Below are 13,912 nucleotides of genomic sequence, written 5' to 3'. Positions count from 1 at the left end.
CCCGCCAGACGGGAGAGGGGGCAGGTTACAGGTTAAAAAGAGGTCGTCTGAAAACTTGAAAGTCGAGTTTTCAGACGACCTTTTTATTGAATCGATACATACTTGGAACAGACCGAACCCGTAGCGTGGGCTTTACCCACGATATGAATGTACGGATACCGCCCAATTTAGATGGTTAAATGACAGATTTCGCAGGCAAAGCCCACGCTACGGATTACTGCAACGGCAACCTGTCCCTTCCCCCGTCCGGCGGGGGAAGGTTAGGATGGGGGTGGTTCTATGACTTTGGGTAAAATCAAATTCGTTTGCCCCGTAGAACCACCCTCTCCCCAGCCCTCTCCCGCCAGATAAAAGAGCAAGAAGTTACAGATAAAAACAAGGTCGTCTGAAAACCTGAATCCCCAGTTTTCAGACGACCTCTTTATTTTCAAACCCGACTTACTTGACGCGTCCTGCTTTCAACACGCGTTGGGCGAAGAACACCATGCCTGTGATGAAGAACGCCAGTCCCAGCCAAGATGCGGTGGTTTCCCAGTTTTCCAGACCCAGCGCGAGCGGGGCGTCGGAGCCGCCGTTGGTCACGGAGAAGGCGATGATGAACGCCATCACCACGCCGACCAGGCTTTCGCCGACAATCAAACCGGCGGAGAACAAGGTTCCGATGCGTTCGGCGTTTTTCAGACGACCTTCACGGTTTTCCGCTTTCTTGCCGATGATGTGTTTCAACACCGCCGCCAACACTGCGCCGACCACGATGGGCATATTGACGGACGGAGGCAGGTAGATGCCCATGCCGACGGCGAGGACAGGCAGTGCGCGTTTGCCGCCGGACGATTTTTTCAACACCAAATCGACGACGATCAACACCGCGCCGATCGCGATGCCGGTGAAAATGTACGCCCATTCAAGGTTGTGGGCGAAGATACCCGACGCGATGGTCGTCATCAAAGTCGCTTGCGGAGCCGCCAAAGCCTGCGCCGCGTCCATGCCTTCGCGCGGCATTGCGCCGGTAAAGCCGTAGGCTTCGTAGAGCAGTTCCAACACGGGCGAGATGACGAATGCGCCGACGATACAGCCGATAATCAACGCAATCTGTTGTCTCCAAGGCGTTGCTTTGAGCAGGTAGCCGGTTTTCAAGTCTTGCAGGTTGTCGTTGGAAATCGAAGCCACGCAAATCACTGCCGAACCGCAGAACAAGGTCAGAGCCAGCAAGAATTTGCGGTTGGCTTCATCCGCCATCAAGCCGCCGGATTCGCCCACGACCAACAACACCAGCGAAATGATAACGATGGAAACGATGCCCACGCCCGAAATCGGGCTGGAAGACGAGCCGACCAAACCCGCCATATAACCGCAGGCGGCGGCGACCAAAAAGCCGATGATGGAAGCCAAAAGCGTACAAACGATCACCAAAAGCCAAGTCATGCCGCCTGTAATGTGCGAATCGCCGATAAAGTGATAAAACGATACGCCCAAAATCAGCATCATGGACGATACCCAGAAAATCATTGTCTTAGGCGACAAATCCTGTTCTGTACGTTCCGCTGCAGGCGCGCCGCCCCCGAAACTCTTGAACGACATTTTCAGACCTTCCACCACCGGCTTGAGCAGCATCAAAAGCGTCCAAACCGCCGCAATACCAATAGTACCCGCGCCGATAAAGCGTACTTTTTCCTTCCACAGCTTCATCGCAAACGCCGCCATTTCCATATCGGCAGGCTGCGGAATGTGCGATGAAAAATACGGCACGGCAATGCCCCAAGCAATCGAAATGCCCAGCAGGATGGCGATACCGCCCGTCAGACCGACCAGATAGCCCGCGCCCAACAATGCCATCGAAAAGCCCATCGGCAGTTGGAAAATCGCCGTGCCGCTTTTGAACCAATAACTCGCACTGTCGGCAATTACGCGCAAACCGTTGGAACAAAAGCTCATAAAGCCCGCCAACGCGCCGCCTGCCGCCAGCTCTTTAATGCCGCTGCCGCCCTGACGGCCTTCCTCCTCGTGGCTGCCGACTTTCAAAATCTCCGCCGCCGCCACGCCTTCGGGATAAGGCAACTCGCTTTTCACCACCATCGCGTAACGCAGCGGAATGGTGAAAATCACCCCCAAAATCCCGCCCGCCATACACAACAGCGCAGTCTGCCAAAACGGGAAACCGCTCCAATAGCCCGCCATCAACAAACCGGGCAGGACGAAAATAATGCTCGACAAAGTACCCGCCGCCGAAGCCTGCGTCTGCACCATATTGTTTTCCAAAATATTGCTGCCTTTGCAAAACTTCAAAACCGCCATCGAAATCACTGCCGCCGGAATCGACGAAGCAAAGGTCAGACCGACCTTCAAGCCGAGGTAAACGTTCGACGCGGTAAAGATCACGGTAATCAGCGCACCGAGTATCATGCCCCGAAGCGTCAGCTCGCGGCAATCCGCATAAGGATCGTGAGTGGATTGTGTCATCGTGGATAGCCTTTCGGTTAACAAAAAACTCTACGGCAGGTTCGAACCGGCTGCCGATTCTGCCTTTATGGTGTTGCGGCGGCAAGGAAATGTCAAGTTAGACAAAGAATGTGCAAAGAAAGCGGAAAAGTATAGTGGATTAAAATTGCAATGATACGGCGTTGCCAACGCCCTTATGTACTACCCGTACACGGCGGGCGTTGCCGCCTTGTCTCATTTTTATTTTAATCCACTATAAAAGGTCGTCTGAAACCGGTGGCCGCATTTTCAGACGACCTTAGCGGTTCAAATCGCCTCACCCAAACCTGAAAAACCTCCGAATCCCACCATTTATTCCTTCAATAACCGACCGTCCTTTATAAAAAAATCTGTTCCTTCCGTTGACGGATCGTTCAGATTCAGAGCCTGCTCCGGATTTCAGACGACCTATTGTCGCTTTTACGCCACTTCAAACAACTTTAAAGATAACGTCATTTCATGACAAAACCTTGCAATCGGCTTGCAATCGCGTTCCAGCCGTGATTTCAACCTGATAGATACAGGAAATTTCACTTCAGACGGCCCAAACGGATTGAATAGCCAAGATTTACACGGTAAACTTATACAATTAAAAAATTTTATGATTTACTCACTATTATGAAACCCGCCTTCGACATAAAGTCAGCCCGGCTTGACGTGCTGGCTATTCACCTGCATACCGCAGACTTGACCGAACTGGAAGAATTTTTGCGCCAACGCGCCGGTCAATACCAAGAATTGGATGTCGTCCCCTTCGTTTTGGATGTGCAGGATTTTGACCATCCCGAGTCATTGGACATCGGTTCCATGATTTCCCTTTTCGCCCGTTACGGCATGCAGATTCTGGGGCTGCGCCACGAAAGCGAATATTGGGCATCCTTCGCAGCACGTTACCATTTGGTTTTCAGCCGTAGCGACAAATCCGAGCCGCAACAGCCCAAAATCAACCAAGAGCCTGCACCCGTTCAGGCAACGGTCATCAGCAACCCGACCGTCCTCATCAGCACCCCCGTCCGCACCGGACAACAGGTTTACGCGGAAAACGGCGACCTTATCGTAACCGGCATCGTCAGCCAAGGTGCGGAACTCATTGCCGACGGAAACATTCATATTTATGCGCCCATGCGCGGCAGGGCTCTGGCAGGCGCGAAAGGCAACACCAACGCGCGCATCTTCATCCACTCCATGCAGGCGGAACTGGTCTCCGTAGCGGGCATCTACCGCAATTTCGAACAAGACCTGCCCGACCACCTGCACAAAAAAGCCGTACAGGTTTCATTGCAAGACAACCGCCTGGTTATCAGCGCAATCGACACAGATTAACCATTCCAAGCATTTGATAAAGGAAACATCGTGACAAAAATCATCGTAGTAACTTCAGGCAAAGGCGGCGTAGGCAAAACCACGACCAGCGCCAGTATCGCAACCGGACTGGCTCTGCGCGGCCACAAAACAGCCGTCATTGACTTTGACGTCGGCTTGCGCAACCTCGACCTGATTATGGGTTGCGAACGACGTGTCGTTTACGACTTGGTTAACGTTATCCAAGGAGAAGCCACGCTCAACCAGGCCCTGATTAAAGACAAAAACTGCGAAAACCTCTTCATTCTGCCCGCTTCGCAAACCCGCGACAAAGACGCGCTGACCCGTGAAGGCGTCGAAAAAGTCATGCAGGAATTGAGCAGCGACAAAATGGGATTCGAATACATCATCTGCGACTCCCCCGCCGGTATCGAACAAGGCGCATTGATGGCGCTCTACTTCGCCGACGAAGCCATCGTCACCACCAACCCGGAAGTATCCAGCGTCCGCGACTCCGACCGCATTTTGGGCATCCTGCAAAGCAAATCCCGCAAAGCGGAACAAGGCGGTACAGTTAAAGAACACCTGCTGATTACCCGCTACTCGCCCGAGCGCGTCAGCAAAGGCGAAATGCTGTCCGTACAAGACATTTGCGACATCCTGCGCATCCCGCTTTTGGGAGTGATTCCCGAATCGCAAAACGTCCTGCAAGCATCCAATGCCGGCGAACCCGTCATCCATCAAAACAGCGCGACTGCCGCAGAAGCCTACAAAGACGTTATCGCACGCCTCTTGGGTGAAAACCGTGAAATGCGTTTCCTCGAAGCCGAGAAAAAAGGCTTCTTCAAGCGACTGTTCGGAGGCTAAGTCATGTCATTAATGGATATGTTGTTCGGCAGAAAGCCGAAGACCGCCGCTGTTGCACGCGACCGCCTGCAAATCATCATTGCACAAGAGCGCGCCCAAGAAGGTCAAGCACCCGACTATCTGCCTACCCTGCGTAAAGAATTGCTGGAAGTATTGTCCAAATACGTCAACGTTTCTTTGGACGACATCCGCATTTCCCAAGAAAAACAGGACGGTATGGACGTTCTCGAATTGAACATCACCCTGCCTGAACAAAAAACGGAACAGAAAAAGGCTTAACACATGACCTTGACCGAATTGCGTTACATCGTAGCCGTCGCGCAGGAGCGTCATTTCGGACGTGCCGCGCGCCGCTGCTTTGTCAGCCAGCCCACCCTTTCCATCGCCATCAAAAAGCTGGAAGAAGAGCTGTCGGTGTCCCTGTTTGACCGCAGCAGCAACGACATCATCACCACTGAAGCGGGCGAGCGCATCGTTGCCCAAGCCCGCCGCGTGCTGGAAGAAGCCGAGATGATCAAGCACCTTGCCAGCGAAGAGCAAAACGAATTGGAAGGCGCATTCAAACTCGGTCTGATTTTTACCGTCGCCCCCTACCTTCTGCCCAAGCTCATCATTTCCCTGCGCGAAACCGCGCCGAAAATGCCCCTGATGCTTGAAGAGAACTACACGCACATCCTGACCGAATCGCTCAAGCGCGGCGACGTCGATGCCATCGTAGTCGCAGAACCCTTCCAGGAACCGGGTATCGTCACCGAGCCGCTGTACGACGAGCCTTTCTTCGTCATCGTCCCCAAAGGACACCATTTCGAAGAACTCGATGCCGTTACCCCGCAAATGTTGGGCGAAGAGCAGGTTTTGTTGCTGACGGAAGGCAACTGTATGCGCGATCAGGTCCTATCAAGCTGTTCCGAACTTGCCGCCAAACAGAAAATCCAAGGTCTGACCAACACCCTGCAAGGCAGCTCCATCAACACCATCCGCCACATGGTTGCCAGCGGTCTCGCCATTAGCGTCATGCCTGCTACCGCACTGACCGAAAACGACCATTTGCTGTTCAGTATCATCCCTTTTTCAGGCTCCGTACCGCACCGCCGCGTCGTTTTGGCATACCGTCGGAACTTCGTTCGCCCCAAAGCACTGACTGCCTTGCGGACTGCCATCCTCAATTCCCATCTTCACGGCGTTACTTTTGTTCAAGAGTAAAACGCATTGAATGCTAGGAGCAGGCTGCCGATTGGTTTCGGCAGCCTGCTTTATTTGTACCTTAACGAACGGACAAACCGAAAACTGTGCAGATTGTTCGAGCGGCTAGAATCAATAGACTTGGTACTTGATACCTTAAAACATGGTTTCCTGCGAACTTGAGCAGGACAAGACTCCCATCCATTTCCAATCAAGCCAATCAACTGACCATTTATAGTGGATTAAATTTAAATCAGGACAAGGCGACGAAGCCGTAGACAGTACAGATAGTACAGCAAGGCGAGGTAACGCCGTACTGGTTTAAAGTTAATCTACTATAATACAAAACGTCGTCTGAAAACCCTAAATACAGTTTTCAGACGACGTTTGACTTTATTACCTACCTTAAATCTCGCTACCGCCGACAGTCAACCCGGCATCAATCCGCAAGGTCGGTTGTCCGACGCCGACCGGCACGCTCTGCCCGTCTTTACCGCACACGCCGACACCGCTATCCAACGCGGTATCGTTGCCTATCATGGAAACATGTTTCAACACTTCAGGACCGTTGCCGATGATGGTTGCGCCTTTGACGGGATATTGCAGTTTGCCGCCTTCGACCCACCATGCTTCGGATGCGCTGAAGACGAATTTGCCGCTGGTGATGTCCACTTGTCCGCCACCGAAGTTGACGGCGTAAATGCCTTTGTCGATGGACGCGATGATTTCGTCGGGTTCGTAGCCACCGTTTTCCATGAAGGTGTTGGTCATGCGCGGCATAGGAGCGGAGGCGTAGCTTTCGCGGCGGCCGTTGCCGGTGGATTGCGTACCCATCAGGCGGGCGTTGGTTTCGTCCTGCATATAGCCGACCAAGATGCCGTCTTCAATCAATACGGTGCGGCGTGTTTCGTTGCCTTCGTCGTCGATATTGAGCGAACCGCGTCTGTCGGCGATGTCGCCTTGGTCAACGACGGTCACGCCTTTGGCGGCAACGCGCTCGCCGATTCTGCCTGAAAAGACGCTGGTTTCTTTACGGTTGAAATCGCCTTCCAAGCCGTGTCCGACGGCTTCGTGCAGCAACACGCCCGGCCAGCCGTTGCCCAAAACGACAGTCATTTCACCTGCGGGTGCAGGGCGGGATTCGAGATTAATCAAGGCTTGTTTGACCGCGGAATCGACAAACTGCCGCACCAAAGTTTCATCAAAATAAGCCAAGTCGTAGCGACCGCCGCCGCCCGCGCTGCCCTGTTCGCGCCGGTCGCCCTGTTTGGCGATGACGGTAACGTTCAGGCGCACCATCGGACGGATGTCGGCGGCGTGCCTGCCGTCGAGGCGGGCGATGTAAATCATGTCATATTCGCAAGTCAGCCCCGCCATCACTTGCACGATGCGCGGATCAGCGGCTTTGGCAAGCGTTTCCACTTTGTTCAATAAGGCAACTTTGGCGGCAGAATCGAGACCGATAATGGGATTCAGCACCGCATGGACGGATTTGCCGTATGCGGCGGACGGCACTTTGACAGAAGCTTCGCCGCCTGCCGCGCCGATGACGCGGACAGCTTGGGCGGAACGGTTGATCGAATCGATACACAAACTGTCCGCATAGGCAAAAGCGGTTTTTTCGCCAGAAACAGCGCGCACGCCCACACCCTGATCGATTTGGAAACTGCCTGATTTGACGATGCCCTCTTCCAAATGCCAGCTCTCAAAAGCAGTGCGCTGGCAGTAAATGTCGGCGTAATCGACGTGATGCGCGCCGATGATGCTCAGGCTTTTTGCGAGCAGCTCAGGGGAAAGGTGATTGGCTTCGAGCAAATCGCGCTGTACGGTAGCGTAAGTTAAGTGCATGGTTTTCAGACGACCTTCAGGGCTGGATAAACTTGGGGCTTGATTATACGGCATTTGCTCTCTTTCTAGTCGAATAGATAACAAGCGTACTCAAGTTTCCGCTGCTACATTACAGACGGCAGGCAAGGCAGCATCATACCTTTACATTTTGTCTGATAGCTTGAACGGGCGGCTTGGATTGTTTTTACACTGGGGGTCGTCTGAATCGCTTGCTTACAAAATTCCATCCTATTCATTTGAATGAATAATCGGCTTGCCCTAGCGTGTTAAATCATGTTAGGTTATGATGTTTCTTTTAATATATAAATAGATGGCCGACAGGTCGTCTGAAACGGAGAAAAGGCATGAATGCCGTAGTGATTGCAGTAATCGTGATGCTCGTATTGTCGCTGTCGCGGGTACACGTCGTATTGAGCCTGACTGTCGGTGCGTTCGTCGGCGGACTGGTGGCGGGAATGCCTCTGGAAAACGTCGTGGATGCGGCAGGCAATGTTACGCAGTCGGGGATTATTCCCGTGTTTAACGAAGGTTTGAAGGGCGGCGCGCGGATCTCTTTGTCTTACGCGATGCTCGGTGCGTTTGCTATGGCGATTACCTATTCCGGGCTGCCGCAGCAGCTTGCTGGAGGCATTATTCGCAAACTCAACAACAGTCAGGATGCCGCGAAAGGCGAGAGTTCGGTGAAATGGACGCTGTTGCTGATTATTTTGGCGATGGGCATCATGAGTCAAAACGTTGTGCCTATCCATATCGCCTTCATTCCGATGATTATTCCGCCGCTTTTGCTGGTGTTTAACCGCTTGAAAGTCGACCGTCGATTGATTACTTGCGTGATTACATTCGGATTGGTAACGACTTATATGTTCCTACCCTTCGGCTTCGGCGCGATTTTCTTAAACGACATTCTTTTGGGCAACATCAAATCTGCGGGCATGGACGTCAAAGGCATCAGCGTCATGCACGCGATGGCGATTCCTGCTTTGGGCATGGTTTCGGGGCTGATTTTGGCGTTTATCCATTACCGCAAACCGCGTTCTTATCAAACCAATACCGTTGATACCGAGGACAACCGCGAAGCATCCGAACAACCGCAACCTTCGGCTTACCGCAGTCTGGTGGCGGCAATCGCAATCGGCGTATGTTTTGCGATTCAGTTGATGTATGAAGATTCGCTGGTGCTGGGCGCGATGCTGGGTTTTGCCGTCTTTATGATGCTCGGCGTGATGAATCGCAATGCCGCCAGCGATGTGTTCGGCGAAGGCATCAAAATGATGGCGATGGTCGGTTTCATCATGATTGCAGCGCAAGGTTTTGCGGCAGTCATGACCGCGACAGGCGAGATCAAACCGCTGGTTGAACACAGTATGCAGCTTTTCGGCGGCAATAAAGGCATGGCGGCATTTGCCATGTTGTTTGTCGGATTATTGGTTACTATGGGTATCGGCTCTTCTTTCTCCACTTTGCCGATTATTACCGCGATTTATGTGCCGCTGTGTATCAGCCTCGGCTTCTCGCCGCTGGCAACCGTCGCCATCGTCGGTACGGCGGGCGCGTTGGGCGATGCCGGTTCGCCCGCGTCCGACTCGACGCTCGGCCCGACCATGGGTTTGAACGCCGACGGACAACACGACCACATCCGCGACTCCGTCATCCCAACCTTTATCCACTACAATATCCCGCTGATGATTGCCGGCTGGATTGCCGCTATGGTGCTGTAAATGAGTGAAATGGACGAATTGGAACACCGCATCATCGAGCTGGAAATCCAAACCGCGCTTCAGGAAGACTTAATCGGCAGCCTGAACGATACGGTGGCGAAAATGCAGCAGACGCTGGATTTGCAGCAGGCGCAGTTGAGGCTGCTTTATCAGAAAATGCAGGACAAAGGCGCAAACGGAGAGCGCGAACCTTACAGCCTGCGTGATGAAATTCCGCCGCATTATTGAAGCGGAAATATGAAAGAAGGTCGTCTGAAAAATGGTTTTCAGACGACCTTCAAATTTTAAAACCCAAATTAAAATGACGAACCTTCCTGCTTCAAAAATTCCGCCTCTTCCTCCGTGCTTTCACGCCCCAATACGGCATTGCGGTGTGGATAACGTCCGAAGCGGTCGATGATGACTTTGTGTTTGATTTCAAAATCCAATGCGTGTCCGTCGGTATAGCGTTCAAACAGAGGAACGGCTTGTTCGTGGACAACTTGGCTTTCGCTGTGCATCAACGGCATGAGCATGAAATGGCGTTCGTGCGATAGGAGGTCGGCGAAACTGGGCTGACGGACGGCTTCTTGGGTAAGGATGAGAGTGGCCAAATCTTGGGCAAATGCTTGGGGGCTGTTGCGAAAAAGGTTGCGCGAGAATTGGTCGAGCAGGATGATTTCGGCGAGCCTGCCTTGCAGGGTGTCGCGCCAGTGTGCAAGCTCGCCACGGGCCGCCTGTTGCCAGACATCAAAAAATCGCGCGCGAATCTCGGCATCGAATTCATCGTTTTTGGCAAACAGAAAAGGACGGTTTTCTTCGGCAAACCAGAAATCTAAGACGGTTTGGGGTGTTATGAACATTCCTTGCAATAGAGGATTATTAAGTATAAGGTCGTCTGAAAAACCGAATCAAAGTTTTCAGACGACCTGCTTTATTACGCCTATATCTCGACAACTTTTGATTAATCCACCCGCTCCAACTGACTTTTATGAACATACCCTTGGGTAGCCGTATCTTTTAATTGAACGAGGTACCAATCCTTACGAACGGTTTTCAATTTTTCTACTATGGCGTTGTCGTCCAAGCGTTTGATTATGTCGGCATGGGCATCCGGTTGTCTCCTGAGGTTAACCTTATGGCTATCTGTGGATTTAACGATGAAATCATTATTCATAATCAACGAGTAAATACAGCCCGAATCAGGTATTTGTTTAGCCGTCGTTTTGGGAATTTTTTCAAATTTTATAAGTTTGGCAGAATAATATTTACCGTCACAAATGACTTCCGTACCCACTTTACCCATAGTAATTTGGGCAGGCTGTTTGACAGAATCTTCCTGATAGACGTAGAAATTCGAAGGAAGCACCAATTCTTTCAAAACAGCAGCTTGCTGCGATTTGCTCAAATTAAGGGAGATTCGGTTTTGATTCGATATTTTGGTGTCTTCAGGGATAAAGTCAAAATATAAAATCCTTTGATTCCGAGCATTACCATCTAAATTATTACCCCAATAAACCCACAGCATGCCCTTTTGAGGAACGCCTTGTGCAAATGTCAGCTGAAATACGCTCAAAATAAAGCCGACAAAAATAAAATAAAGAAATTGTTTATTTTTCAAAGCCATTTTCAATGACGCTCAGAATCTACTTACCGAAATTGCCCTTCACTCAGTCCGGACAACAGACAATATCGTTGATTGTTTAATACATTCACAACAGAGGTCGTCTGAAAACAGTCAAGAACTGCGCAAACCTGCATTACTTCGCCAATTCTTGGTCGATTTCCTGATAAAGCTCAGCAAAGTTCGGTTCGCCGACGAAGGTTTTCAGGATTTCGCCTTTTTTATTAATCAGAAAAGAAGTCGGGTAAACCTGCGTACCGAACGCTTGGGCGGCGGCTTTATCGGCATCAAACATGACGGTAAAAGGCAAGCCGTATTCTTTGACGTATTGGTTTACGCTTTCCAACGGGTCTATCGGCTGTGCAATGCCGAGGACTTGGAAGTCTTTGCCTTGATAGTCTTTGGACATTTTGATGACTTTGGGCATTTCGCTGACACAGCCCGGGCAGGAGGGAAACCAAAAATTGATGAAACTGACTTTGCCTTGCAAATCGGCATTGGACACCGGTTTGCCTTGCAGGTCGGACAAAGAGAATGCGGGAGTAGGTTTGTTATCCGGAATAAGGACGATGGCGAGCAGCGCGCCGATAATAGCGACGGTGGCAATGGTAATGAGTTTTTTCATGCTTCGGCGTATTGTTTTAAAAGGATAAATAGAGGTTCGGGAATACTGATGCTCCGCCCACTTTCTGCGCTGACAACCATCAGCGTACTTTCGGCTTCAACGGCATTTTTACCACTGGGCAAAACGATGTTTTGGGTAAGGATAATATGACGCGAAGTCAGCTCTTTCAGACGACCTTCAAAGCGCAATATGTCGCCATCGACGGCGGCACGACGATAACGGATGTCGGTGCGGACGACCACCAGCATCAAGCCGTCGATTTCAGACAAAAACCCGTGTTCCTCAAAAAACGTCCAGCGCGCTTCTTCGAGAAATTCGAGATAGCGCGCGTTGTTGACATGACCGTAGCCGTCAAGATGATAATTGCGGACGCGGATATTCATCAGTTCAGATTGAAAGGTTGAAAGGCTTCGCGGGCGAGCGGTTCGTGTTCGAGGTCGGTGATGACGGTTGAGAGCTGGATGTCGAACCATTCGTTGAAAATATCGGCATCCAAATCAGGCCACTCGCTTTCGTCTTCGCACCAGTCGGCAAGTTCGGCAGCGAAAATGTCTTCAAACCGCGCTTCGATTTCGTCCCAGACTTCGTCGGCGGTTTCACACGGACGAACAAGGTAAGAATTGGCATCGGCTTGAATATCTTCAAGCGTCAAACCGTCAAGATGATTACCGGGCAGGGTTTGCAGCCAGTTCCAAAAAGGATCGAGCGGGATGAGCAGGAAGACGCTGCGGTTGACTTCGTACATGATGTTTTCCTTGGTTTCAGATAAGGGAATGATATAGCAAAGGTCGTGCAAACGCCATCTTTGCCCGCTGAAGGATAGATAGGTTGGGGAGCGATGTTTAAACTGCAACCCATTTTCTGCTTCATTACTTTTTTGTAAATCTGATTGCCGCTCTTTTTTCTTGTTGAATCAGCAAGTCAAACTAAGATTTGAAAAAACCTGCTTCTTCCAACACTGCATTTGCAACCAGTGTATCGGTATCTTTTCTTAATAATAAGTGCAACTCATGAAAATCTTGTTTCAAGCTGGCAACTGCTTTAGGATGTTCATACCAATAAATCATGGCTTCTGCCAATTTTTCAGGCGTCGCATCGTGCTGCAAAAGCTCCGGAACAGCACATTTGTTCAACAAAATATTGGGCAGACCGACATGTGGCACTTTAACTTTGCGCTTCACATAAGCATAAGTCAGAGGCGATATTTTATAGCTGATCACCATAGGACGTTTGCACAAAGCCACTTCCAGCGTTGCCGTCCCGCTGGTCACCAAAACCACATCTGCCGCAGTACAAACAGTATCTGCTTGTTTATCGACTAATGTAATGGGAAGGTCCGAAAATTGCGCAGATGCAAGAATTTTTGATATACGCCGGTGGGTTGCTTGTGTAGCAACCGGCATAAGAAACTGTGCCTGTGGGTAACGCTTCAACAGAAGTAATGCGGTTTGAAAAAATACAGGAGCCATGTAATCAATTTCGCTAACACGACTGCCGGGCATCAAGGCAAATACTGGGATAGACGGTGCTACTCCCAACTGACGACGCGCAGAAGATTGATCAACATCTACAGGCATGGTTTGAGCCATCGGATGACCGACAAACTCAGCCTTACCACCGGCATCTAAATAGAGCTGTGGTTCCATTGGGAAAAGGCACAACACCCGGTTAACTTGATGAACAATTTTGTTCACCCGTTCACGCCTCCACGCCCAAACAGAAGGGCTGACATAGTGAACCGTTGGAATACCCGTTTTCTTCAGTTTCTCTTCCACCCAAAGATTAAAATCAGGTGCATCAATCCCAACAAAAACATCCGGTTTTATACGAATAAGGTCATTAACCAGACCTTTACGGATTTTCAAGATTTCGGGCAAACGTTTAACTACCTCAACAAAGCCTCGTACTGCCAATTTTTCTTGGTCATAAAGACTTTCAAATCCTTCCGCCTTCATACGCTCGCCACCAATGCCAATAAATTTAGCATCAGGAAAACGTTTTTTAATCGCACAAATAAGATGTGCACCAAGCAGATCACCCGATGCCTCAGCAACACTCATTGCAATCGTGAGAGAAGTAGTCATATAAAATTATGGAATACAAAAAGAACTTAATAAGTGTAATACCTAACAGGAAAGATGCTTACAGTCAAATCTCAGTTATAGTATAGGGCTGAAAAGCAACCTTCTATCTATAGTGAATTCACTTAACCTTTACTGTAAAGTAGAGAGAATAACATCAATATACTGAAAGTATTTTATAGTCAATTAAAAACAAAATGGTACAATA

14 protein-coding genes and 1 pseudogene are annotated in these 13,912 nt (G+C 50.4%); 7 read left to right on the top strand and 8 right to left on the bottom strand.

Going from position 1 to position 13,912, the window contains the following annotated elements; all coding sequences use genetic code 11:
- Positions 1 to 438: 438 nt before the first annotated feature.
- Positions 439 to 2,460 carry an OPT family oligopeptide transporter gene (locus HMPREF2572_RS00595; RefSeq protein WP_070495396.1) on the bottom strand — a complete coding sequence of 674 codons (2,022 nt, stop codon included), beginning with the start codon at positions 2,458 to 2,460 and terminating at the stop codon, positions 439 to 441.
- 636 nt (positions 2,461 to 3,096) lie between these two features.
- On the opposite strand from HMPREF2572_RS00595, the gene minC reads away from it, so the two are divergent.
- From minC to HMPREF2572_RS14980, 5 genes and pseudogenes are all read left to right on the top strand, one after another.
- A complete protein-coding gene (gene minC, locus HMPREF2572_RS00590; RefSeq protein WP_003762201.1) occupies positions 3,097 to 3,801 on the top strand; it encodes a septum site-determining protein MinC in 705 nt (234 codons plus the stop codon).
- A gap of 30 nt (positions 3,802 to 3,831) precedes the next feature.
- Entirely contained in the window at positions 3,832 to 4,647 is an 816-nt protein-coding gene (minD, locus tag HMPREF2572_RS00585) for a septum site-determining protein MinD (RefSeq protein ID WP_070495394.1), read from the top strand.
- Positions 4,648 to 4,650: 3 nt separating this feature from the next.
- Complete coding sequence (minE, locus tag HMPREF2572_RS00580; protein WP_003765670.1) at positions 4,651 to 4,926, top strand: cell division topological specificity factor MinE; 276 nt, start codon at positions 4,651 to 4,653, stop codon at positions 4,924 to 4,926.
- A 3-nt stretch (positions 4,927 to 4,929) separates the two neighbouring features.
- Positions 4,930 to 5,850 (top strand): hydrogen peroxide-inducible genes activator, encoded by a 921-nt coding sequence (locus HMPREF2572_RS00575; protein WP_070495393.1) that lies wholly within the window; start codon positions 4,930 to 4,932, stop codon positions 5,848 to 5,850.
- 206 nt (positions 5,851 to 6,056) lie between these two features.
- Positions 6,057 to 6,248: pseudogene (locus tag HMPREF2572_RS14980) on the top strand (hypothetical protein); the annotation flags it as partial.
- Here the strand turns inward: HMPREF2572_RS14980 and tldD are convergent.
- A complete protein-coding gene (tldD, locus tag HMPREF2572_RS00570) occupies positions 6,235 to 7,731 on the bottom strand; it encodes a metalloprotease TldD (RefSeq protein ID WP_210385273.1) in 1,497 nt (498 codons plus the stop codon). The pseudogene HMPREF2572_RS14980 and the gene tldD sit on opposite strands and share 14 nt — an antisense overlap.
- Positions 7,732 to 8,021: 290 nt before the next feature.
- Here tldD and HMPREF2572_RS00565 point away from each other — a divergent pair, with 290 nt between their 5' ends.
- Together HMPREF2572_RS00565 and HMPREF2572_RS00560 are read left to right on the top strand one after the other, a co-directional pair.
- Entirely contained in the window at positions 8,022 to 9,395 is a 1,374-nt protein-coding gene (locus HMPREF2572_RS00565; protein ID WP_070495391.1) for a Na+/H+ antiporter family protein, read from the top strand.
- Positions 9,396 to 9,623 carry a SlyX family protein gene (locus HMPREF2572_RS00560; protein WP_070495389.1) on the top strand — a complete coding sequence of 76 codons (228 nt, stop codon included), beginning with the start codon at positions 9,396 to 9,398 and terminating at the stop codon, positions 9,621 to 9,623.
- 68 nt (positions 9,624 to 9,691) lie between these two features.
- On the opposite strand, the gene HMPREF2572_RS00555 is transcribed toward HMPREF2572_RS00560, so the two are convergent.
- From HMPREF2572_RS00555 to lpxB, 6 genes are all read right to left on the bottom strand, one after another.
- Positions 9,692 to 10,231 carry a DUF924 family protein gene (locus tag HMPREF2572_RS00555; RefSeq protein ID WP_070495402.1) on the bottom strand — a complete coding sequence of 180 codons (540 nt, stop codon included), beginning with the start codon at positions 10,229 to 10,231 and terminating at the stop codon, positions 9,692 to 9,694.
- Positions 10,232 to 10,338: 107 nt separating this feature from the next.
- Positions 10,339 to 11,001 (bottom strand): SH3 domain-containing protein, encoded by a 663-nt coding sequence (locus tag HMPREF2572_RS00550; protein WP_070495387.1) that lies wholly within the window; start codon positions 10,999 to 11,001, stop codon positions 10,339 to 10,341.
- A 133-nt stretch (positions 11,002 to 11,134) separates the two neighbouring features.
- On the bottom strand, positions 11,135 to 11,623 hold the full coding sequence (locus tag HMPREF2572_RS00545; protein WP_070495381.1) for a TlpA family protein disulfide reductase: 489 nt from the start codon (positions 11,621 to 11,623) through the stop codon (positions 11,135 to 11,137).
- Positions 11,620 to 12,006 carry an acyl-CoA thioesterase gene (locus HMPREF2572_RS00540; RefSeq protein ID WP_070495380.1) on the bottom strand — a complete coding sequence of 129 codons (387 nt, stop codon included), beginning with the start codon at positions 12,004 to 12,006 and terminating at the stop codon, positions 11,620 to 11,622. Before HMPREF2572_RS00540 ends, HMPREF2572_RS00545 begins: the two co-directional genes overlap by 4 nt.
- Positions 12,006 to 12,368, bottom strand: coding sequence for a hypothetical protein (locus tag HMPREF2572_RS00535; RefSeq protein ID WP_016686442.1), 363 nt, complete (start codon positions 12,366 to 12,368; stop codon positions 12,006 to 12,008). Before HMPREF2572_RS00535 ends, HMPREF2572_RS00540 begins: the two co-directional genes overlap by 1 nt.
- 181 nt (positions 12,369 to 12,549) lie before the next feature.
- Positions 12,550 to 13,707, bottom strand: a complete 1,158-nt coding sequence (gene lpxB / locus HMPREF2572_RS00530) for a lipid-A-disaccharide synthase (protein WP_070495377.1) — start codon at positions 13,705 to 13,707, stop codon at positions 12,550 to 12,552.
- Between the last annotated feature and the right edge of the window lie 205 nt (positions 13,708 to 13,912).

The organism is Neisseria sp. HMSC064E01 (genome assembly GCF_001808875.1).
GTDB lineage: Bacteria > Pseudomonadota > Gammaproteobacteria > Burkholderiales > Neisseriaceae > Neisseria > Neisseria sicca_A.
This window is presented reverse-complemented; position numbering and strand designations above follow the sequence as displayed.

What these genes read in the sequence shown, in the direction of transcription:
- HMPREF2572_RS00595 (WP_070495396.1), bottom strand. Translation starts at nt 2,460, where the DNA reads ATGACACAATCCACTCACGATCCTTATGCGGATTGCCGCGAGCTGACG.
- minC (WP_003762201.1), top strand. Translation starts at nt 3,097, where the DNA reads ATGAAACCCGCCTTCGACATAAAGTCAGCCCGGCTTGACGTGCTGGCT.
- minE (WP_003765670.1), top strand. Translation starts at nt 4,651, where the DNA reads ATGTCATTAATGGATATGTTGTTCGGCAGAAAGCCGAAGACCGCCGCT.
- HMPREF2572_RS00575 (WP_070495393.1), top strand. Translation starts at nt 4,930, where the DNA reads ATGACCTTGACCGAATTGCGTTACATCGTAGCCGTCGCGCAGGAGCGT.
- tldD (WP_210385273.1), bottom strand. Translation starts at nt 7,731, where the DNA reads ATGCCGTATAATCAAGCCCCAAGTTTATCCAGCCCTGAAGGTCGTCTG.
- HMPREF2572_RS00565 (WP_070495391.1), top strand. Translation starts at nt 8,022, where the DNA reads ATGAATGCCGTAGTGATTGCAGTAATCGTGATGCTCGTATTGTCGCTG.
- HMPREF2572_RS00560 (WP_070495389.1), top strand. Translation starts at nt 9,396, where the DNA reads ATGAGTGAAATGGACGAATTGGAACACCGCATCATCGAGCTGGAAATC.
- HMPREF2572_RS00550 (WP_070495387.1), bottom strand. Translation starts at nt 11,001, where the DNA reads ATGGCTTTGAAAAATAAACAATTTCTTTATTTTATTTTTGTCGGCTTT.
- HMPREF2572_RS00545 (WP_070495381.1), bottom strand. Translation starts at nt 11,623, where the DNA reads ATGAAAAAACTCATTACCATTGCCACCGTCGCTATTATCGGCGCGCTG.
- HMPREF2572_RS00540 (WP_070495380.1), bottom strand. Translation starts at nt 12,006, where the DNA reads ATGAATATCCGCGTCCGCAATTATCATCTTGACGGCTACGGTCATGTC.
- HMPREF2572_RS00535 (WP_016686442.1), bottom strand. Translation starts at nt 12,368, where the DNA reads ATGTACGAAGTCAACCGCAGCGTCTTCCTGCTCATCCCGCTCGATCCT.
- lpxB (WP_070495377.1), bottom strand. Translation starts at nt 13,707, where the DNA reads ATGACTACTTCTCTCACGATTGCAATGAGTGTTGCTGAGGCATCGGGT.